Annotated in this window: 19 protein-coding genes and 1 pseudogene; 19 read left to right on the top strand and 1 reads right to left on the bottom strand. The window is 64.8% G+C overall.

Annotated elements, in window-relative coordinates:
• Positions 1 to 4: 4 nt before the first annotated feature.
• The gene (locus tag M5C71_RS12930; RefSeq protein WP_177101458.1) at positions 5 to 778 is read right to left on the bottom strand and encodes a ParA family protein; all 774 of its coding nucleotides are present in this window, start codon (positions 776 to 778) and stop codon (positions 5 to 7) included.
• Between the two features lie 362 nt (positions 779 to 1,140).
• Between M5C71_RS12930 and M5C71_RS12925 the strand changes: the two genes are divergently transcribed.
• The 19 genes and pseudogenes from M5C71_RS12925 (at position 1,141) to M5C71_RS12835 (ending at position 18,126) form a co-directional block, all read left to right on the top strand.
• Positions 1,141 to 1,860 (top strand): beta-ketoacyl synthase chain length factor, encoded by a 720-nt coding sequence (locus M5C71_RS12925; RefSeq protein ID WP_103498011.1) that lies wholly within the window; start codon positions 1,141 to 1,143, stop codon positions 1,858 to 1,860.
• Positions 1,836 to 2,654: a lysophospholipid acyltransferase family protein gene (locus M5C71_RS12920; RefSeq protein WP_103498010.1), complete on the top strand. Its 819-nt coding sequence runs from the start codon at positions 1,836 to 1,838 to the stop codon at positions 2,652 to 2,654. The genes M5C71_RS12925 and M5C71_RS12920 overlap by 25 nt, the downstream gene beginning before the upstream one ends.
• Positions 2,623 to 2,895 carry a phosphopantetheine-binding protein gene (locus tag M5C71_RS12915; protein WP_100940448.1) on the top strand — a complete coding sequence of 91 codons (273 nt, stop codon included), beginning with the start codon at positions 2,623 to 2,625 and terminating at the stop codon, positions 2,893 to 2,895. The genes M5C71_RS12920 and M5C71_RS12915 overlap by 32 nt, the downstream gene beginning before the upstream one ends.
• A 9-nt stretch (positions 2,896 to 2,904) precedes the next feature.
• Positions 2,905 to 3,159: an acyl carrier protein gene (locus M5C71_RS12910; protein WP_100940447.1), complete on the top strand. Its 255-nt coding sequence runs from the start codon at positions 2,905 to 2,907 to the stop codon at positions 3,157 to 3,159.
• Positions 3,156 to 3,701, top strand: coding sequence for a hypothetical protein (locus M5C71_RS12905; RefSeq protein WP_103498009.1), 546 nt, complete (start codon positions 3,156 to 3,158; stop codon positions 3,699 to 3,701). The genes M5C71_RS12910 and M5C71_RS12905 overlap by 4 nt, the downstream gene beginning before the upstream one ends.
• A complete protein-coding gene (locus M5C71_RS12900; protein ID WP_248767977.1) occupies positions 3,698 to 5,368 on the top strand; it encodes an AMP-binding protein in 1,671 nt (556 codons plus the stop codon). The genes M5C71_RS12905 and M5C71_RS12900 overlap by 4 nt, the downstream gene beginning before the upstream one ends.
• Positions 5,361 to 6,095 (top strand): glycosyltransferase family 2 protein, encoded by a 735-nt coding sequence (locus tag M5C71_RS12895; RefSeq protein ID WP_103498007.1) that lies wholly within the window; start codon positions 5,361 to 5,363, stop codon positions 6,093 to 6,095. The genes M5C71_RS12900 and M5C71_RS12895 overlap by 8 nt, the downstream gene beginning before the upstream one ends.
• Positions 6,092 to 7,030, top strand: a complete 939-nt coding sequence (locus M5C71_RS12890; protein ID WP_103498006.1) for a glycosyl transferase — start codon at positions 6,092 to 6,094, stop codon at positions 7,028 to 7,030. Before M5C71_RS12895 ends, M5C71_RS12890 begins: the two co-directional genes overlap by 4 nt.
• Positions 7,011 to 8,555, top strand: coding sequence for an aromatic amino acid ammonia-lyase (locus M5C71_RS12885; RefSeq protein WP_248745336.1), 1,545 nt, complete (start codon positions 7,011 to 7,013; stop codon positions 8,553 to 8,555). The genes M5C71_RS12890 and M5C71_RS12885 overlap by 20 nt, the downstream gene beginning before the upstream one ends.
• Positions 8,548 to 8,973, top strand: coding sequence for an acyl-CoA thioesterase (locus M5C71_RS12880; protein ID WP_248767976.1), 426 nt, complete (start codon positions 8,548 to 8,550; stop codon positions 8,971 to 8,973). The genes M5C71_RS12885 and M5C71_RS12880 overlap by 8 nt, the downstream gene beginning before the upstream one ends.
• Positions 8,970 to 9,683, top strand: coding sequence for an outer membrane lipoprotein carrier protein LolA (locus tag M5C71_RS12875; protein ID WP_248767975.1), 714 nt, complete (start codon positions 8,970 to 8,972; stop codon positions 9,681 to 9,683). The genes M5C71_RS12880 and M5C71_RS12875 overlap by 4 nt, the downstream gene beginning before the upstream one ends.
• Positions 9,667 to 11,961 (top strand): annotated as a pseudogene (locus M5C71_RS12870) (hypothetical protein); the annotation flags it as partial. The gene M5C71_RS12875 and the pseudogene M5C71_RS12870, both read left to right, overlap by 17 nt.
• A gap of 106 nt (positions 11,962 to 12,067) precedes the next feature.
• Positions 12,068 to 13,315: an NAD(P)/FAD-dependent oxidoreductase gene (locus tag M5C71_RS12865; RefSeq protein ID WP_248745337.1), complete on the top strand. Its 1,248-nt coding sequence runs from the start codon at positions 12,068 to 12,070 to the stop codon at positions 13,313 to 13,315.
• Positions 13,312 to 14,046, top strand: coding sequence for a class I SAM-dependent methyltransferase (locus tag M5C71_RS12860; protein WP_248767974.1), 735 nt, complete (start codon positions 13,312 to 13,314; stop codon positions 14,044 to 14,046). Before M5C71_RS12865 ends, M5C71_RS12860 begins: the two co-directional genes overlap by 4 nt.
• Positions 14,043 to 14,525 carry a DUF3261 domain-containing protein gene (locus M5C71_RS12855; protein ID WP_248745339.1) on the top strand — a complete coding sequence of 161 codons (483 nt, stop codon included), beginning with the start codon at positions 14,043 to 14,045 and terminating at the stop codon, positions 14,523 to 14,525. The genes M5C71_RS12860 and M5C71_RS12855 overlap by 4 nt, the downstream gene beginning before the upstream one ends.
• On the top strand, positions 14,522 to 15,718 hold the full coding sequence (locus M5C71_RS12850; RefSeq protein WP_103497999.1) for a beta-ketoacyl-[acyl-carrier-protein] synthase family protein: 1,197 nt from the start codon (positions 14,522 to 14,524) through the stop codon (positions 15,716 to 15,718). The genes M5C71_RS12855 and M5C71_RS12850 overlap by 4 nt, the downstream gene beginning before the upstream one ends.
• A complete protein-coding gene (locus tag M5C71_RS12845; protein ID WP_103497998.1) occupies positions 15,715 to 16,179 on the top strand; it encodes a hotdog family protein in 465 nt (154 codons plus the stop codon). The genes M5C71_RS12850 and M5C71_RS12845 overlap by 4 nt, the downstream gene beginning before the upstream one ends.
• Complete coding sequence (gene fabG / locus M5C71_RS12840; RefSeq protein WP_103497997.1) at positions 16,172 to 16,900, top strand: 3-oxoacyl-ACP reductase FabG; 729 nt, start codon at positions 16,172 to 16,174, stop codon at positions 16,898 to 16,900. Before M5C71_RS12845 ends, fabG begins: the two co-directional genes overlap by 8 nt.
• Positions 16,900 to 18,126, top strand: a complete 1,227-nt coding sequence (locus M5C71_RS12835) for a beta-ketoacyl-ACP synthase (protein ID WP_248767973.1) — start codon at positions 16,900 to 16,902, stop codon at positions 18,124 to 18,126. Before fabG ends, M5C71_RS12835 begins: the two co-directional genes overlap by 1 nt.
• The last annotated feature ends 10 nt before the right edge of the window (positions 18,127 to 18,136 follow it).

Below are 18,136 nucleotides of genomic sequence, written 5' to 3'. Positions count from 1 at the left end.
GGCGTTAAGCGTTTTTCTCCAGCAGCGTGTGCAACTCGACGAACTGCTGGGTCAGCTTGTGCCGCGGATCGAAGTGGATCAGCGGCCGGTTGGCTTCATGGGACTCGCGCATCTTCACCGAACTGGCGAGGTACACCGGCAACACCGGCAAGCCCTCGGCGATCAGGCTGTCGAGCATCTGCTGCGGCAGGCTCGCCCGGGCCTGGAACTGGTTGACCACGATCCCTTCCACTTGCAGATCTTCGTTGTGGTCTTCCTTCAACTCTTCGATCTCGGCCAGCAGGCCATACAGCGCCTGACGGGAGAAGCTGTCGCAATCGAAGGGAATCAACACGCGATCGGCGGCAATCAGCGCAGACACCGCATAAAAGTTCAGCGCCGGCGGCGTATCCAGGTAAATGCGGTCGTAATCTTCCGACAACTCGTCCAGCAGTTTGCGCAGCTTGTTGATCTTGTGTTTCGCCTCGAGCTTGGGCTGCAGATCCGCCAGCTCGGCCGTGGCGGTGATCACATGCAGGTTGTCGAAAGGCGTCTCATAGATATCCACCTGGTTTTTCTTCGAGAACGGCCCGGACGAGAGGATCTGCTTGAAGAAGTCCGCGATACCCATGGGAATATCCTCGCCGGTGAGCCCGGTGAGGTATTGCGTGGAGTTGGCCTGGGCATCGAGGTCCACCAACAGGGTCCGATAGCCCTCGCTGGCGCTGACCGCCGCCAAGTTGCAGGCAATGCTCGACTTACCGACCCCGCCTTTCTGATTGAACACCACACGCCGCATGACAAGACCTCCGTGTATCAATGAATCACCGAGTGTAGAGGGCTTGACCGCTGCCGCGCCACCTTGGCAGGACGAGGACTACCTCTCACACCGCAATAACTTCACCAATCCAGGGTATTTTCCCTTTAAGCCGGGAAAGCTCTGACATACGTATCCGAAAAAATACGAATAATAGCCAGTTGCTAGCTCTCCCTTCGCATAACTGCAAATTTAATCGTGCAAAATGTGACCAAAAATTTGCTACAGGCCTTGTGCACCGGGATAATGCGCGCCACTTGGCCATCGCGCCACGCCAGGGTTGGTAGGGGTTCAGGGATCAACCATAGCGTTCAAGGAAGCCCGCAGGGGCGGGAAGACATTCAGTGATCAATTTCAACATCGCCCAATGGCGCGCCTGGGCCCCGGGCCTGGAAAGTGTGGACGACTGGCAGGCCTGGAGCCGCCAGCCCTGCGTGCCCGCGCCCAGCGATGCGGCTCCGGATGTGTCTTTCCTGCCGGCCATGCAGCGCCGCCGCCTCGGCCGTATGGCGCGCATGGCGTTCAGCGTCGGCTGGCCGCTGGCCGAAGGGCACGCGCAATTGCCCCTGGTGTTCATCTCCCGACACGGCGAAACCCCGCGCACCTTCGAGATCCTCAGCGACCTGGCGGCCGATCAGCCATTGTCGCCGACCCAGTTCAGCCTGTCGGTGCACAACGCGGTGATTGGCCTTTGGTCGATCCTGCGTGGCTCGACCTGCGAAATGACCGCCCTGGCCGCCAATGGCGATGGCCTGGAGCACGGCATGCTCGAGGCCGCCGCGCTGCTCGATGAAGGCGCCCCGGCGGTCCTGCTGGTGATCACCGAAGAACAACCGCCCGAAGCCTACCGCCGCTGGATCGACGACGTGCCGTTTCCCTACGCCCTCGGCCTGCTGCTGACCCCGGGCGACGAGTGGCAACTGTCCCTCGCGAGCGCCACGGACGAACAACCGCCGACCGAGTGGCCCCATGCCCTCGATCTGTTGCGTACCCTGCTCGGCCAACACGCCTCCTGCCAACACCAATGGAAGTCCCGGGTATGGAATTGGCAACGCCGACCATGACCAAACCTTGCGACGCCTATTACTGGCGTCTGCTGGCCACCGCCTTGAGCTTCGCCCTGTTCGGGCTGGGCGGCCTGTGCCTGCGACTGGTGATATTCCCCTTGCTCGGCTGCCTGCCGGGCGATGCCGAACGTCAGCGCCTGCGCGCGCGACAAACAGTCAGCCGGCTGTTCTGGCTGTTCATCCGCTTCATGGCCCGCACCGGCGTACTGACCTATGAAGTCGAAGGCGCGGAAAAACTCGGTCGCCCCGGCCAGATGATCATCGCCAACCACCCGTCGCTGATCGATGTGGTGTTCCTGATCGGCCTGGTGCGCCATGCCAACTGCGTGGTCAAGCAGAGCCTCTGGCAAAACCCCTTCACCCGCGGGCCGGTACGCTCCACCGAATACATCAGCAACGACGGCAGCCTGGACATGCTCGAAGCCGCCGCCAGCGCCCTGCGAGACGGCCAGACCCTGATCGTTTTTCCCGAAGGCACCCGAACCACACCGGGCACGGCACCCGCCTTTCATCGCGGCGCCGCCGCGATTGCCCTGCGGGGTGCGAGAATCATCACCCCGGTCGTGATCAAGGTCAGCCCCACCACCCTGACCAAGGCCGAACCCTGGTATCGCATTCCGCAACGCCGGGTGCACTTCAGTTTCAGTGTCGGCGCCGATATAGACCCACAAGGCTTTGCCGCGCAGGGCCCCGCGCCCCAGGCCTCGCGCAAACTCAACGATTATCTGCACCATTACTTCATTAAGGAGCTCGCCTCAGATGAGCGATCCAACCCCCGCCCTGCACCTTGAGATCAAAGAGCTGATCATCGAGGCCCTGGGCCTGGAAGACATCAGCGCGCAAGACATCGGCAACGAGCAAACCCTGTTCGGCGAAGGCCTGGGCCTGGATTCGGTGGATGCCCTCGAACTCGGCCTGGCGATCCAGAAGCGCTACGGCATCAAGATCGATGCGGACGCCAAGGACACCCGCGACCATTTCTCCAGCGTGGCCAGCCTTGCGGCTTTCGTCACGGCAAAACAGGCAGCGTGAGGCCGTACCATGCAAACCCGTGACGACATCTTCAACACCCTGCGCGATGCCTTGGTCGAACTCTTCGAACTCGAACCCGAACGTGTCACCCTGGACAGCAACCTGTACCAGGACCTGGAAATCGACAGCATCGATGCCGTGGACCTGATCGACCATATCAAGCGTCAGACCGGCAAGAAAATCGCCGCCGAGGAGTTCAAGTCGGTGCGCACCGTCAACGATGTGGTCGAGGCGGTCTTTCGCCTGGTGCAACCGGCCGCATGAAACGCCTGATCGGCCTGGGCCTGCTCCTGGCGGGCCTGCTGTACCCCTTTGCGGTGTATTTCGGCATGGAGCACTTTGCCCCCTGGCAGTTCGGGCTGTTGCTCGGCGGCCTGTGGCTGGCCCGGGTCCTGACCGATGAGCGGCGCCCCGGCAGCCTGTGGATGGCGCTCAGTGCCATCGCCTTCTGCGGCTTGCTGGCGTTGCTGAACAGCCCGCTGCTGCTGCGCTGGTACCCGGTGCTGATCAGCGCCTTCATGCTCGGGCTGTTCGGCCTGAGCCTGAAATTCGGCCCACCGATAGTCGAGCGACTGGCCCGTCTGCGGGAGCCGCAGTTGCCGGATGTGGCCATTAACTATACGAGGCAGGTGACCCGCGTCTGGAGCCTGTTCTTTCTCTGTAACGGCCTGATCGCCGCCGCCCTGACCCTCTGGGCGCCGCTGAACTGGTGGATGTTGTACACCGGCCTGATTTCCTATGGGCTGATGGGTTTGCTGTTCGCCATTGAGTGGCTGGTACGACAACGGGTAAGAGGCCGCGCATGAACTGGATAAACCTTGAGCAGTTGTTGCTCAAGTCGCATGGACCGCGAGCGGTCACCCTGGGCCCGTCGCTGGATCATGCCGGGCTGTCACTGCGGGCGTTAAGCCTGGCGGCCGGCTTGCAGGCGCGTGACGTCAAGCATATCGCCGTGCACCTGGAAGATGCCGGGGAACTGGCCATCGCCCTGCTCGGTGCCTGGCGCGCAGGCGTTCGGGTGCTGTTGCCCGCCGACCTGCAAGAGCAGACCCGCCAACGCTGGGCGGCGGATGTCGACCTGTGGCTGACGGATAGCCACACCCTCGAAGCGCTCTGCGGCGAACCCTTGAGCCCGGCCGTGCTCGATCTTGATGATTGCCACCTGAGCCTGTGCACCTCCGGCTCCAGTGGCGAACCCAAGCGCATCGACAAAAGCCTGCGCCAATTGGCCAATGAAGTGCAGGCCCTGGAACAGCTGTGGGGCGCCGACCTCGAGCAGGCCTGCATTATCGGCAGTGTCGCTACTCAACATATCTATGGCCTGCTGTTCCGTGTGCTCTGGCCGCTGTGTGCCGGACGGACCTTTGTGCGCAAGCAATTGGCCTTCCCGGAAGACCTGCAACGCGCCAGCCGTGAACACCCGCAATTCACCTGGGTGGCGAGCCCGGCCCTGCTCAAGCGCATGGGCGACAACCTCGACTGGCCGGCCCTGAGCCAGGTGCGCCGGGTGTTTTCTTCCGGCGGTGCACTTCCGCCCGAGGCCGCGTCCAGTCTGCAACAACGCTTGCGACAATGGCCGACGGAAATTCTCGGCAGCTCGGAAACCGGCGGTATCGCCTGGCGCCAGGGCGATCCGCTGTGGCGCCCTTTTGCCGACGTACAACTGAGCCAGGACCCGGACGGTGCCTTGCAGGTGGCTTCGCCTTACCTGCCGGCCGGTCATATCGAGCAAACGGCGGACGCCGTACGCTTCGAAGCCGATGGCCGTTTTGAACTGCTGGGCCGATTGGACCGCATCGTCAAACTGGAAGAGAAACGCATCTCCCTGCCGATGCTGGAACAGGCCCTGGTGGAGCACGACTGGGTCGCCGAAGCGCGCCTGGGCGTGGTGCAGGAAAACCGCGCCTACCTCGGCGCGCTGCTGGTGCTCTCCGAACAGGGACTGCATATCCTGCGTAACCAGGGTCGGCGTACGCTGACCGAGGCCCTGCGCAAACATCTGCTCGGCCATTGCGAAACCCTGGCGCTGCCGCGCCGCTGGCGGCTACTGCGGCAGCTGCCGCTGAACCCCCAGGGCAAATTGCCCCAAGCCGAAGTCCAGGCCCTGTTGCAGGCGCCGCGCCCCAAAGGTCCGGAAGTGCTTTCGCAACACGAAACAGATGGCGAATGGCTGTTGCAGTTGGCCGTGCCGCCGGACCTGGCCTACTTCAGCGGACACTTCCCGGTCACTCCGGTGCTGCCCGGCGTGGTGCAAGTGGATTGGGCGCTGGAGCTGGGTCGCGAACGACTCGAACTGCCGGAAAAATTCGCCGGCATGGAAGTGCTGAAGTTCCAGCAACTGGTGCGACCGGGCGACCAGCTCGAACTGAGCCTGCGCTTCGACCGTGAGCGCAGCAAACTGCACTTCGCCTTTCGCAATACCAAGGCCGCCTGCTCCAGCGGCCGCATCGTGCTGGAGGCGGCCCATGCATAAGCCCTGCGCCGTTATCCCGGTCTACAACCATGAGGCCGCCGTGCCCGCTGTTCTCGAAGCGGTGCTCGCCGCCGGCCTGCCCTGCGTGCTGGTGGACGATGCCAGCAGCCCGACCTGCGCGGCGGTCCTGGAACAACTCGCCGAACGCGAACACGTTTCCCTGGTGAAACTACCCGTCAACCAAGGGAAGGGCGGCGCGGTCATGAGCGGAATGCGCGAGGCCGCCCGGCTGGGCTTCAGCCATGTCCTGCAGGTGGACGCCGACGGCCAGCACGACCTGCAGGACATCGCGGTCTTTCTCGACGCCTCGCGCCAGCACCCCGAAGCGCTGATCTGCGGCTACCCGCAATACGATGACAGCGTGCCCAAGGGCCGGCTCTATGCCCGTTACCTGACCCATGTCTGGGTCTGGATAAACAGCCTGTCGTTGCAGATCCGCGACTCCATGTGCGGCTTCCGGGTCTACCCGCTGCCACCGGTGCTGGCGCTGATCAATTCGGTGAAGGTGGGCAAACGCATGGACTTCGACTCGGACATTCTCGTGCGCCTGTCCTGGCGCAACCAACCCATGCGCTGGTTGCCGACCAAGGTCCACTACCCCCTGGACGGCCTCTCGCACTTTCGGATGTTCCACGACAACGCGCTGATTTCCAGCATGCACACCCGGCTGTTCTTCGGCATGCTGGTGCGCCTGCCGAGCATCCTCTGGCGACGGTGGCGGGCATGAGCGACGCACAAAAGCATTGGGCCGACCGCCAGGAACGCGGCAGCTTCTGGTTGATGAAACTCACCGCCTTCGGCGTCAAGGTCCTCGGCCGCCGGATGCTCAGCCCGGTGCTGCACGGTATCGTCCTGTACTTTTTCCTGTTCGGCCGCAGCGCCCGGCAGAGTGCCTGGCACTACCAGCAGCGCCTGGCCGACTGGAGCGCTCAAAGCGCCCTGCGGCCGACCCGCATGAATGTCTTCCGGCAGTTCATGGCCTTTGCCGACTCGTTGCTGGACAAACTCGACGTGTGGAACGGCAAGCTGCGCCTTGAGCAGCTCGAGATCGTCGACCCGGCCCGGCTGCGCGATCAACTGCGCGGCGAGCGCGGGCAGATGCTGGTGGGTGCGCACCTGGGCAATCTGGAAGTCTGCCGCGCCCTCGCCGAACTGGGGGAAAAGGTCACCATGAACGTGCTGGTGCACACCAAGCACGCCGAGCGCTTCAACCGCTTGCTGGGCGAAGCCGGGGCGACCAACCTGCGGCTGATCCAGGTCAGCGAACTGAACCCGGCGGTGATGCTGCAACTGAGCCAGCGCCTGGATCGCGGCGAGTGGCTGGCGATTGCCGGCGACCGTGTGCCACTCCATGGCGGACGCCATGTACGAGTGGATTTCCTCGGCCAGCCCGCTGCGTTCCCGCAAGGTCCATGGCTCCTGGCCGGCCTGCTGAAATGCCCGGTCAACCTGCTGTTCTGCGTGAAACTCCAGGGCCGCTACCGCATCACCCTCGAACCCTTCACCGAGGCCGTGCAGTGGAAACGCAACGACCGCGAACAGGTGATCGCCCAGTGGGCCGCCCGTTACGCCGAGCGCCTGGGCCATTACTGCCTGCAGGCACCGTACCAGTGGTTCAACTTCTACCCTTTCTGGAAATCCGATGACAACGCATCCGCTTGAGCCGGTCACCTTCGGCGAACTCCCGCTGCGCATCGAAGACGTGCTGGCCCTGGCCAACCGTCAGGTGCCGACGCAACTGCAAGGCGACCCGGTGTTCCGCCAGCGCATCGCCAAGGGCGCGCAGTTCCTTGATTCGTTGCTGGACAAGGAAGGCGTGATCTACGGCGTCACCACCGGCTACGGCGATTCCTGCGTGGTGGCGGTGCCGCTTCAACACGTTGAAGCGCTGCCGCGTCACCTCTACACCTTCCACGGTTGCGGCCTCGGCGAGTTGCTCGATCCCCAGGCCACCCGCGCGGTGCTGGCGGCGCGTTTGCAGTCGCTGTGCCACGGCGTGTCCGGCGTGCGTGTGGAACTGCTGGAACGCCTGCAGGCGTTCCTCGACCTGGACATCCTGCCACTGATTCCCGAAGAGGGCTCGGTCGGTGCCAGTGGTGACCTGACGCCACTGTCCTACGTGGCCGCGACCCTCTCCGGCGAACGCGAAGTGCTGTTCCGCGGCGAGCGCCGCCAGGCCAGCGACGTGCACCGCGAACTCGGCTGGGACCCGCTGGTACTGCGGCCCAAGGAAGCCCTGGCATTGATGAACGGCACCGCCGTCATGACCGGCCTGGCCTGCCTGGCCTTTGCCCGCGCCGACTACCTGCTGCAACTGGCAACCCGCATCACCGCCCTCAACGTAGTGGCGCTGCAAGGCAACCCGGAACACTTCGACGAGCGCCTGTTCGCCGCCAAGCCGCACCCGGGGCAGATGCAAGTCGCCGCCTGGCTGCGCAAGGACCTCGCCATCGATGCGCCGACCGCGCCGCTGCACCGTTTGCAGGATCGCTACTCGCTGCGCTGCGCACCCCATGTCCTCGGCGTGCTGGCCGACAGCCTGGGCTGGTTGCGTTCGTTTATCGAGACCGAACTGAACAGCGCCAACGACAACCCGATCATCGACGCCGAAGAAGAGCGCGTGCTCCACGGCGGGCACTTCTACGGCGGGCATATCGCCTTTGCCATGGACAGCCTCAAGACCCTGGTGGCCAACGTCGCCGACCTGCTCGATCGGCAGCTCGCGCTGCTGGTGGACGTGCGCTACAACCACGGTCTGCCGAGCAACCTGTCCGGTTCCAGCGCCGAACGCGCGATGCTCAACCATGGCTTCAAGGCTGTGCAGATCGGCGCCAGTGCCTGGACCGCCGAGGCCTTGAAAAACACCATGCCGGCCAGCGTGTTCTCGCGCTCCACCGAATGCCACAACCAGGACAAGGTGAGCATGGGCACCATTGCCGCCCGCGATGCGATCCGCGTGCTGGAACTGACCGAACAGGTCGCCGCCGCCACCTTGCTCGCCGCCAACCAGGGCGTCTGGCTGCGTAGCCAGGCCAGCGATGCGCGGCCGCTGCCGCCGGCCCTGGCGGCGATGCACGAAGCCCTGGCAAAGGACTTCCCCCCGGTCATCGAAGACCGCGCCCTGGAGGCCGAACTGCGCCTGTGCCTGAAACGCATCGCCGAGCAACACTGGAGGCTGCATGCGTAGCCGCGGCGTACTGCATGTCGATACCGAGATCCTGGTGCCGTTTTTCGACGTCGACACCATGCATGTGGTCTGGCACGGCCATTACGTGAAGTACCTGGAAGTCGCCCGCTGCGCGCTGCTGGACCATATCGGCCACAACTACACGCACATGCTCGAATCCGGCTACGCCTGGCCGGTGATCGACCTGCAACTGCGCTATGTGCGCGGCGCGGTGTTCGGCCAGAAAATCAATGTGCGGGCCAACCTGGTGGAGTGGGAGAACCGTTTGAAGGTCAACTACCTGATCACCGACCTGGCCAGCGGCGAACGCCTGACCCGCGCCAGCAGCGTGCAAGTGGCTGTGGATATCCAGAGTCGGGAAATGCAACTGGCCTCGCCCAAGGTCTTCGTCGACGCCGTCGAGAAGGTACTCGCATGAACATTCAGGTACGCCGCAAAACCTGTAGGAGCCGGCTTGCTGGCGATAGCGTCCGCAAGATCACCGCAAGGCTCAAGGGTCTCATAGCCGGCAAGCCAGCTCCTACACGGTTCGCGTGCTTGCTGAGTCTTTTGTTCGGCCTCGGCCTCGGCCTGTCCGCCCACGCCTCGGCCTTCGACCTGCAACAGCTGAGCGAGCAACTGGCCAAGCCCTCGGTGATCCACGGCAGCTTTATCCAGGAAAAACACCTGCGCGCCCTGCCGCAACCGCTGACCAGCAAGGGCACCTTCGTTCTCGCCAAGGACCACGGCCTGCTCTGGCTGCTCAAGACCCCGCTGCAGCAGGACTACCGCATCAGCGCCAAGGGCATCGCCCGACGCGACCCGAGCGGCTGGCAGATGGTCCCGAACAAAAGCGCCGGGGCCGAACAGAACCGCCTGTTCATCGCCGTGCTGCAAGGCGACAGCAGTGGACTGCAACGGGATTTCGAACTGCAACTGCAAGGCGACGCCCAGCACTGGCAACTGACCCTGGTGCCGCGCTCGGTGCTGCTCAAGCAGATCTTCACCCGGATCAATATCGACGGCGGCGAACTGGTGCAACGCATCGAACTGCTGGAAACCCAGGGCGACAGTACGGTCCTGCGCATGCAGGACAGCAGCGCCACCCTGCCCCTGAGCGATGCGGAGCAGCATGACTTTGCCGAGTGAACGCCTGCTCCCGCGCCTGTTCCTGATCCTGCTGCTGGCAGTGCTGGCGCTCGCCGGCTGGCAATGGCGCCATGGCGCGCCGGTGTCGGCCGACCTGATGGAACTGGTGCCGGGCTCGGCGCCCAACGCCCTGGAGCTCAAGGCCGAACAGCGCATGCAGGAACCCTTGAACCGGGAAATGCTGGTGCTGGTGGGCCAGGCCGATCGCCAGAAAGCCATTGCCCTGGCGCAACAGCTGGGCGAGCGCTGGCAGGCCAGCGGACTGTTCGAAACCGTGCAGTGGAGCTTGCAGGCCGACCTGCCGGCCTTGCGCCAACAACTGCTGGCCAGCCGCCTGGCGATGCTGACCCGCGCTGACCGACAGCAACTGATCGACCACCCGGCGGCGTTTATCCAGCAACGGGTCCAGTCGCTGTTCGATCCCTTTGCCGGCATCAGCCTGGTGCCGAGCCAGGACGACTGGCTCGGCCTGACCGGGCGCATCCAGGACAGCCGACCGAAACCCGGCGCAGTGCAATTCGATATCGGCAGCGGCACGTTGATCGCCGAGGCCGACGGCAAAAGCTGGGTGTTGCTGCGGGCCCGGACACGGGGTAATGCTTTTGACATGAAGCTGCCGATACAGGTCGCCGAACTGCTCAAGCACAGCCGCGAGGAAGCCGCCCAGGCCGACGCCCAACTGCTCGCCGCCAGCGGCCTGCTGTATGCCGCCGCCGGCCAGCAACAGGCCACCCGGGAAATCACCTGGGTCGGCGGTGGCGCCACCTTCGGCATTCTCCTGCTGCTGTTGCTGGCCTTCCGCCGTTGGCGGGTATTGCTGGCCTTCGTCCCGGTACTGGTGGGCATGCTGTTCGGCACGGTGGCCTGCGTGATGCTGTTCGGTCATCTGCACGTGATGACCCTGGTGCTGGGGGCCAGCCTGATCGGCGTGGCCGTGGACTACCCGCTGCATTACCTGTCCAAGAGCTGGAGCCTGAAACCCTGGCACAGCTGGCCGGCCCTGCGCATTACCCTGCCCGGCCTGAGCCTGAGCCTGGCCACCAGTTGCATCGGTTACCTGGCCCTGGCCTGGACGCCGTTTCCGGCCCTGACCCAGATTGCCGTGTTCTCCGCTGCGGGCCTGGTGGGCGCCTACCTGACCGCCGTGTGCCTGCTGCCGGCGCTGCTCAAGGGCTCCGACCTGCGTCCGGCGCAATGGCCGCTGCGGGTCTGCGAAGTCTTGCTGAAGGTGCGTGAAGCATTGCTGCGCAAGGTCGGCAGCCGGTTGTTGCTGGCGCTGCTGGTGCTGTTCTGCGCCGGTGGCCTGTGGCACCTGACCAGCAAGAACGATATCCGCCAATGGGTCGGTGCGCCGCCGCAATTGCAGGCCGAGGCCCAGGCCGTCGCAAGGATCACCGGCTACCAGCCCACCAGCCAGTTCTTCCTGGTTCGCGGCGCCGATCAACAGCAGTTGCTGGAGCGCCAGGCCGCACTCGGCGAACGTCTCGATCAACTGGTGAGCCAAGGCAAGCTCCAGGGCTATCAGTCACTGGACCAGGTGGTCAGCCTGCCCCGGGAACAACAACAGTTGCAGGGCTCGCTCAAGCAACTGCCGGGGTTCTGGCAACCCTTGCTCGACCTCGGCGTACCGGCCGCTGCCTTGCAAAGCGAACTGGCACAGCTGCAAGCCCTGCCGATCCAGGATATCGACAGCGCCCTCAAAGGCCCGCTGTCCGAGCCTTGGCGCCTGCTCTGGCTCGGCGTGCAAACCGACGGCGTGGCCGGCATGGTCAGCCTGCGCGGCCTGAACAACGCCGACCTGCTGCGGGCGCAAACCGACGGCCTGCCGGGGGTAAAGCTGGTGGACCGGCTGGGCGAGTTGAACAAGGTCTTCGCTGCCACCCAGGTCAGCGCCGCCGAACTGAAACTGGCGTCCTGTGTGCTGATTGTGCTGTTGCTGATCCTTCCGTTCGGCCTGCGAGGCGCCTTGCGGATCGTCGCCCTGCCGCTGCTGGCGGCCCTGTGCAGCCTGGCCAGCCTCGGTTGGCTCGGCCAGCCGCTGACGCTGTTCAGCCTGTTCGGCCTGCTGCTGGTGACCGCCATCAGCGTCGACTACGCCATCCTGATGCGCGAGCAGATCGGCGGTGCCGCCGTCAGCCTGCTGGGCACCTTGCTGGCCGCCCTGACCACCTGGCTGTCGTTCGGCCTGCTGGCGATTTCCAGCACCCCGGCGGTGAGCAACTTCGGCCTGGCGGTGAGCCTGGGGCTGGCCTTCAGCTTCCTGCTCGCGCCCTGGGCCGCACGCCCAACTGACAAGACCGCGACACCGCAAGCTGATCACTCGGTCACGACTGTCGACCCGAGCCCTATCCCTTCGAAACCTTCGAACCCCGCAAGGAGCCTGTGTGCCAGCGATTGAAATGGAACATCGAGAAGTCGTGGTGATTGGCGCGGGCCCTTCCGGCGCCATCGCCGCCGCCTTGCTCAAACGCAATGGCCACGACGTGCTGATCGTCGAACGCCAGCACTTCCCGCGCTTTTCCATCGGTGAGAGCCTGCTGTCGCACTGCCTGGACTTCGTCGAAGAAGCCGGCATGCTCGACGCCGTCAACGCCGCCGGGTTCCAGTTGAAGAACGGCGCGGCCTTCGCCTGGGGCGAACACTACAGCGCCTTCGATTTCGGCCAGACCTTCAGCAACGGCAAGCCGACCACCTTCCAGGTCCAACGCGCCGACTTCGACAAACTGCTGGCGGACCAGGCCGCCCTGCAAGGCGTGGAAATCCGCTACGGCGAGGAAGTCGTCAGCGTTGATTTCGACCGGCCACAACCGCAGTTGCGGGCCCGTCGCGAAGACGGCAGCGAGTATTTGATCGAAGCACGTTTCGTCCTCGATGCCAGCGGCTACGGCCGGGTGTTGCCGCGCCTGCTCGACCTCGAAGCACCCTCGAGTTTCCCGGTACGCCAGGCGGTCTTCACCCATATCGAAGACCGTATCGAACATCCCGCTTTCGAGCGGGAAAAGATCCTGATCACCACCCACCCGCAACAGCGCGATATCTGGTTCTGGACCATTCCGTTCAGCAACGGCCGCTGCTCCCTTGGCGTGGTCGCCGCCGCCGAGCACTTTGCCGGACGCACCGAGGACCTGGATGCCTGCCTCAAGGGCTTCGTTGCAGAAACCCCGAGCCTGCAAGCCGTGCTGGAAAACGCCCTGTGGGATACCCCGGCGCGGACCATCGGCGGCTACTCGGCCAACGTGAAAACCTTGCACGGCCCGGGCTTCGCCTTGCTGGGCAACGCGGCGGAATTCCTCGACCCGGTGTTCTCCTCCGGCGTGACCATCGCCATGCGTTCGGCGAGCATGGCCGCCGGCCTGCTGCACCGCCAACTGCAAGGTGAAAGCGTCGACTGGCAGACCCAGTTCGCCGAGCCGCTCAAGCGCGGTGTCGAAACCTTCCGCTGCTACGTCGAAGGCTGGTACGCCGGGACCTTCCAGGATGTGATCTTCCATCCCGGCAGCTCGCCGGAAATCCGCGCCATGATCAGTGCGATCCTCGCCGGCTATGCCTGGGACGAGCGCAACCCTTTTGTCAGTGAACCCCGACGCCGCCTGCGGATGCTGTCGGAAATCTGTGCGAGTACCCCGACATGAGCCATCCGTACCTGAGCGACACCTACGTCGCGGAAACCCGCTTCGGCTTCTGGTTCCTGCGCAGCCATACCTGGCAGCACCACGTGCTGCGGGTGGCGATCAACGACCTGCGTGGCCTGTTCAGCGAGGCCCTGCCGGCCAACCCGGTGGTACTCGATGCCGGTTGCGGCCAGGGCAAGTCCTTCCAGTACTTGCAGCAAACCTTCGCCCCGGCGCGACTGATCGGCCTTGACGCCGATCCCCACAGCCTCAAGCTGAGCGGCGAAGAAGCACAACGCCGTGGCCTGGAAGTCGAGCTGATCGGCAGCGACTGCGCGACCCTCGATGTGCCCTCGCAAAGCGTCGATATCCTCTTCTGCCACCAGACCTTCCACCACCTGGTGCAGCAGGATCGCGCCCTGGCCGAGTTCTATCGGGTGCTCAAGCCGGGCGGCTACCTGCTGTTCGCCGAGTCCACCGAAGCCTATATCGACACCTGGGTGATTCGCTGGCTGTTCCGCCACCCCATGCATGTGCAGAAAAGCGCGGCGCAGTACCTGGACATGATCAGCGACCAGGGTTTCGAATTCACACCGCGGAACGTCTCCTACCCGTACCTGTGGTGGAGCCGGTCCAAGGACTTCGGGCTGCTGGAGCGCCTGCGCCTGAAGAGCCCGCCGCCCGTGGGCCGGCGTGAGGAAACCCTGGTCAATGTGGTCGCCCGCAAACCCCTTGGCGAGACCGTCGAATGATCCGCGCCCTGTTGCTCGGCTGCCTCCTGCTGCTGAGCGCCTGCGCCAGCCGCGCGCCGCTGCCCGTGCACGCGCCGACGCTGGCGTTACCGCTGCAATTGCATATCGAGCGTGAACAGGCCGGGCAACGCCAGGACTGGTTGCTGGTGATCCAGCGTGAGGCGCACGGCCTGCGCTGGTCACTGATGGACCCACTGGGCATTCCCCTGGCCCGCCAGCGCCTGCAGGACGGTGAATGGCAGGCCGACGGCTTGCTGCCGCCCAATCCCCAGGCTCGCGAACTATTCGCCGCCTTGCTGTTTGCCCTGACCCCGGATGCCGAGCTCGCGGGCAACTACCCGAGCGCGCAACGCCAAAACGCGGAACGCGTCCTCGACGCCCGCTGGCGAGTCAGCTATCGCCAGCCGCTGGACTTCACCCTGAACCTGCCGGAGAGTCTGCGCTACCGAATCAGTCCGTTGAGCGAGGCTGCCCCATGACCGCCTACCTGAACGCCCTCGGCGTCATCTGCGCGCTGGGCCGCGACAAGCAGAGCGTGGCGCGCAACCTGTTTGCCGGCGACTGCTCGGGTATGCGTCCGGAAAGCGGCTGGGTGCCCGAACGCATCCTGCCGGTGGCCGCCGTGCAAGGCGAACTGGCAGCGATTCCCGCTGAACTGAGCGCCCAGGCCAGCCGCAACAATCAACTGCTGATGGAAGCCACCCTGCAAATCGCCGAGCCGATCCAGCGTGCCATCGACACCTATGGCCGCGAACGCATCGGCATCGTCCTGGGCACCAGCACCTCGGGCATCGATGAGGCCAGTCGTGGCATCGCCAGCTATCTGAAAGAGGGGCACTTCCCCGACGGCTACGACTACCAGCAACAGGAACTGAGCGCCCCGGCGGCCTTCCTCGCCGACTGGCTGCAACTGCGCGGCCCGGCCTACGTGATCTCCACCGCCTGCACCTCCAGCGCGCGGGCCCTGATGAGTGCCCGGCGCCTGCTCGACCTGGGCCTGTGCGACGCAGTGCTCTGCGGCGGCGTCGACAGCCTGTGCCAGCTGACACTCCGTGGCTTCAGCTCGCTCGAAGCCGTGTCGACGCAGCGCTGCAATCCGTTTTCGCTGAACCGCAACGGCATCAATATCGGCGAAGCGGCGGTGCTGTTCCTGATGAGCAAACGCGCCGACGACGGCCCGGCCATTGCCCTGCTCGGTGCTGGCGCCAGTTGCGACGCCCACCATATTTCCGCCCCCGACCCGACCGGCCAGGGCGCCGTGCAGGCCATGGGCAAAGCGCTGAAGCAGGCCGGCCTGCAACCGCAAGACATTGACTACCTGAACCTGCACGGCACCGCCACCCAGCACAACGACGCCATGGAAAGCCTGGCCGTGTCCACGTTGTTCCCGACAAGCCCGCCTTGCTCCTCGACCAAGCCCATGACCGGCCACACCCTGGGCGCCGCCGGCGCGCTGGAAGCGGCGTTCTGCTGGTTGAGCCTGAGTGCCGACAACCCGTCCGCCGCCCTGCCGCCGCACCTCTGGGACGGCCAGGCCGACCCGGCGCTGCCACCCCTGAACTGGGTCAAGCCGGGCGACCGCCTCAAACCCCATCCACTGCGCCGCCTGATGAGCAACTCCTTTGCCTTCGGCGGCAACAATGTCAGCCTGATTATCGGAGACGCCCCATGATCGATTGGCCGCTCGCCGAATTGCTGCCCCATGCCGGGGACATGATCCTGATCGACCAGGTCCTGTCCTGCGACGAAGAACAGATCCACACCCGCCTCACCGTGCGCCCGGACGGCCTGTTCAACCGCGAGGACGGCAGCCTGCCGGCCTGGGTCGGGATCGAACTGATGGCCCAGAGCGTCGCCGCCTATGCCGGTTGCCGCGCCCGTGGCGAAGGCAAACCGGTGGAGCTGGGTTTCCTACTCGGCACCCGTAAATTCGACTGTAATGTGGAACACTTTCCCGCCGGCAGCGAACTGCGCATCCATGCCCTGCGCTCGCTGGAAGACGACAACGGCATGGGCGTGTTCGAATGCCACCTGACCGGTCCCGACATCCATGCCACCGCGCGCCTGAACGTGTTCCGTCCACCCCAGGCCGCCGCTTATCTATCCGAATCACAGGAGTCGCGTCATGACTGAATCCATCCTGGTCACCGGCTCCAGCCGCGGTATCGGCCGTGCAATCGCCCTGCGCCTGGCCCGCGCCGGTTTTGACCTGGTGCTGCATTGCCGCAGCGGCCGCGCCGATGCCGAAGCCGTGCAGGCCGAAATCGAAGCGCTGGGGCGCCAGGCCCGCGTGCTGCAATTCGATGTGTCCGACCGGGAAGCCTGTCGCACCCGCCTGGAAGCCGACGTTGAAGAACATGGCGCCTACTACGGCGTGGTACTCAACGCCGGCCTGACCCGTGACGGCGCTTTCCCGGCCCTGTCCGAAGAAGACTGGGACCTGGTCCTGCGCACCAACCTCGACGGTTTCTACAACGTGCTGCATCCGGTAATGATGCCGATGATCCGTCGTCGCGCCCCGGGGCGAATCGTCTGCATCACCTCGGTATCCGGGCTGATCGGCAACCGCGGGCAGGTCAACTACAGCGCCTCGAAGGCCGGCCTGATCGGCGCCGCCAAGGCCCTGGCCATCGAGCTGGGCAAACGCAAGATCACCGTCAACTGCGTTGCTCCGGGCCTGATCGACACCGCCATGCTCGATGACAATGTGCCGGTGGAAGAACTGCTGAAAATGATCCCGGCGCAACGCATGGGCACCCCGGAAGAAGTTGCCGGCGCGGTGAACTTCCTGATGTCCGCGGAAGCCTCCTACATCACCCGGCAAGTGCTGGCCGTCAACGGAGGCCTGTGCTGATGAAGCGCGTCGTCGTCACCGGCATGGCCGGCATCACCTCCCTGGGCAACGACTGGGCCAGCATCGAAGCCAACTTCCGCGCCAACCGCAGCGGCATCCGCTACATGGCCGAGTGGGAGCGCTTCACCGAACTGAACACACGCCTGGCCGGGCCCATCGATGATTACGCGGTGCCGTCGCGCTGGACCCGCAAGCAACTGCGCAGCATGGGCCGGGTCTCGCGCTTCGCCGTCGGCGCGGCGGAAATGGCCCTGGCCGATGCCGGCCTGCTGGGCAACGAGATCATCCGTGACGGGCGCATGGGCGTGGCCTGCGGTTCGTCCACCGGCAGCACCGACGAGATCAAGGCCTTCGGCATGATGCTGATCAACTCCGTGGCCGAAGGGCTCAACGCCAACTCCTACGTGCGCATGATGCCGCACACCACGGCGGCCAATATCAGCATCTTCTTCGGCCTGACCGGGCGCCTGATCCCCACCTCCAGCGCCTGCACCAGCGGCAGCCAGGGCATCGGCTATGCCTACGAGGCGATCAAGTTCGGGCGCCTGCCGCTGATGCTCGCCGGCGGTGCCGAGGAGCTGTGCCCCACCGAAGCCATGGTGTTCGACGCGCTCTACGCCACCAGCCTGAAAAACGATGCGCCGCAGAGCAGCCCGCGTCCCTACGACAGCGGCCGTGACGGTTTGGTGATCGGTGAAGGCGGCGGCATGCTGGTGCTTGAAGAGCTGGAACATGCCCTGGCCCGTGGCGCGCATATTCATGCGGAAATCGTCGGCTTCGGCAGCAACGCCGACGGCCAGCACGCCACCCGCCCGGAGCAGAGCACCATGCGCCGGGCCATGGAACTGGCCCTGGAAGATGCCGGCCTGACGGCGGACGCCATCGGTTATGTGAACGGCCATGGCACCGCCACCGAGCAGGGCGATATCGCCGAGACCCTGGCCACCAGCAGCCTGTTCGGCAGCCGCATGCCCATCAGTTCGCAGAAGAGTTTCCTCGGCCATACCCTGGGCGCCTGCGGGGCGCTGGAATCCTGGTTCAGCATCGAGATGATGAACCGCGACAGCTACATCCCTACCCTGAACCTCGACCAGATCGACCCGCAATGCGGCGAGCTGGATTACCTGCGCGGCGAATTCCGGCAGATGAGCAACGAGTATGTGATGAACAACAACTTTGCCTTTGGCGGCGTGAACACGTCCCTGGTGTTCCGCCGCTGGCGTTGATTTTTTTAAA

It is taken from the genome of Pseudomonas sp. MWU12-2345 (assembly GCF_023242385.1).
GTDB classification, from domain to species: Bacteria; Pseudomonadota; Gammaproteobacteria; order Pseudomonadales; family Pseudomonadaceae; genus Aquipseudomonas; species Aquipseudomonas gingeri_D.
Note: the sequence above shows the minus strand (reverse complement) of the source record. Positions and strands in the feature narration are given on the sequence as shown.

Coding starts and splice junctions, on each gene's coding strand:
- M5C71_RS12915 (WP_100940448.1), top strand. CDS start 2,623: ATGAGCGATCCAACCCCCGCCCTGCACCTTGAGATCAAAGAGCTGATC.
- M5C71_RS12900 (WP_248767977.1), top strand. CDS start 3,698: ATGAACTGGATAAACCTTGAGCAGTTGTTGCTCAAGTCGCATGGACCG.
- M5C71_RS12850 (WP_103497999.1), top strand. CDS start 14,522: ATGACCGCCTACCTGAACGCCCTCGGCGTCATCTGCGCGCTGGGCCGC.
- M5C71_RS12880 (WP_248767976.1), top strand. CDS start 8,548: ATGCGTAGCCGCGGCGTACTGCATGTCGATACCGAGATCCTGGTGCCG.
- M5C71_RS12835 (WP_248767973.1), top strand. CDS start 16,900: ATGAAGCGCGTCGTCGTCACCGGCATGGCCGGCATCACCTCCCTGGGC.
- fabG (WP_103497997.1), top strand. CDS start 16,172: ATGACTGAATCCATCCTGGTCACCGGCTCCAGCCGCGGTATCGGCCGT.
- M5C71_RS12855 (WP_248745339.1), top strand. CDS start 14,043: ATGATCCGCGCCCTGTTGCTCGGCTGCCTCCTGCTGCTGAGCGCCTGC.
- M5C71_RS12895 (WP_103498007.1), top strand. CDS start 5,361: ATGCATAAGCCCTGCGCCGTTATCCCGGTCTACAACCATGAGGCCGCC.
- M5C71_RS12885 (WP_248745336.1), top strand. CDS start 7,011: ATGACAACGCATCCGCTTGAGCCGGTCACCTTCGGCGAACTCCCGCTG.
- M5C71_RS12875 (WP_248767975.1), top strand. CDS start 8,970: ATGAACATTCAGGTACGCCGCAAAACCTGTAGGAGCCGGCTTGCTGGC.
- M5C71_RS12860 (WP_248767974.1), top strand. CDS start 13,312: ATGAGCCATCCGTACCTGAGCGACACCTACGTCGCGGAAACCCGCTTC.
- M5C71_RS12910 (WP_100940447.1), top strand. CDS start 2,905: ATGCAAACCCGTGACGACATCTTCAACACCCTGCGCGATGCCTTGGTC.
- M5C71_RS12930 (WP_177101458.1), bottom strand. CDS start 778: ATGCGGCGTGTGGTGTTCAATCAGAAAGGCGGGGTCGGTAAGTCGAGC.
- M5C71_RS12845 (WP_103497998.1), top strand. CDS start 15,715: ATGATCGATTGGCCGCTCGCCGAATTGCTGCCCCATGCCGGGGACATG.
- M5C71_RS12890 (WP_103498006.1), top strand. CDS start 6,092: ATGAGCGACGCACAAAAGCATTGGGCCGACCGCCAGGAACGCGGCAGC.
- M5C71_RS12920 (WP_103498010.1), top strand. CDS start 1,836: ATGGAATTGGCAACGCCGACCATGACCAAACCTTGCGACGCCTATTAC.
- M5C71_RS12905 (WP_103498009.1), top strand. CDS start 3,156: ATGAAACGCCTGATCGGCCTGGGCCTGCTCCTGGCGGGCCTGCTGTAC.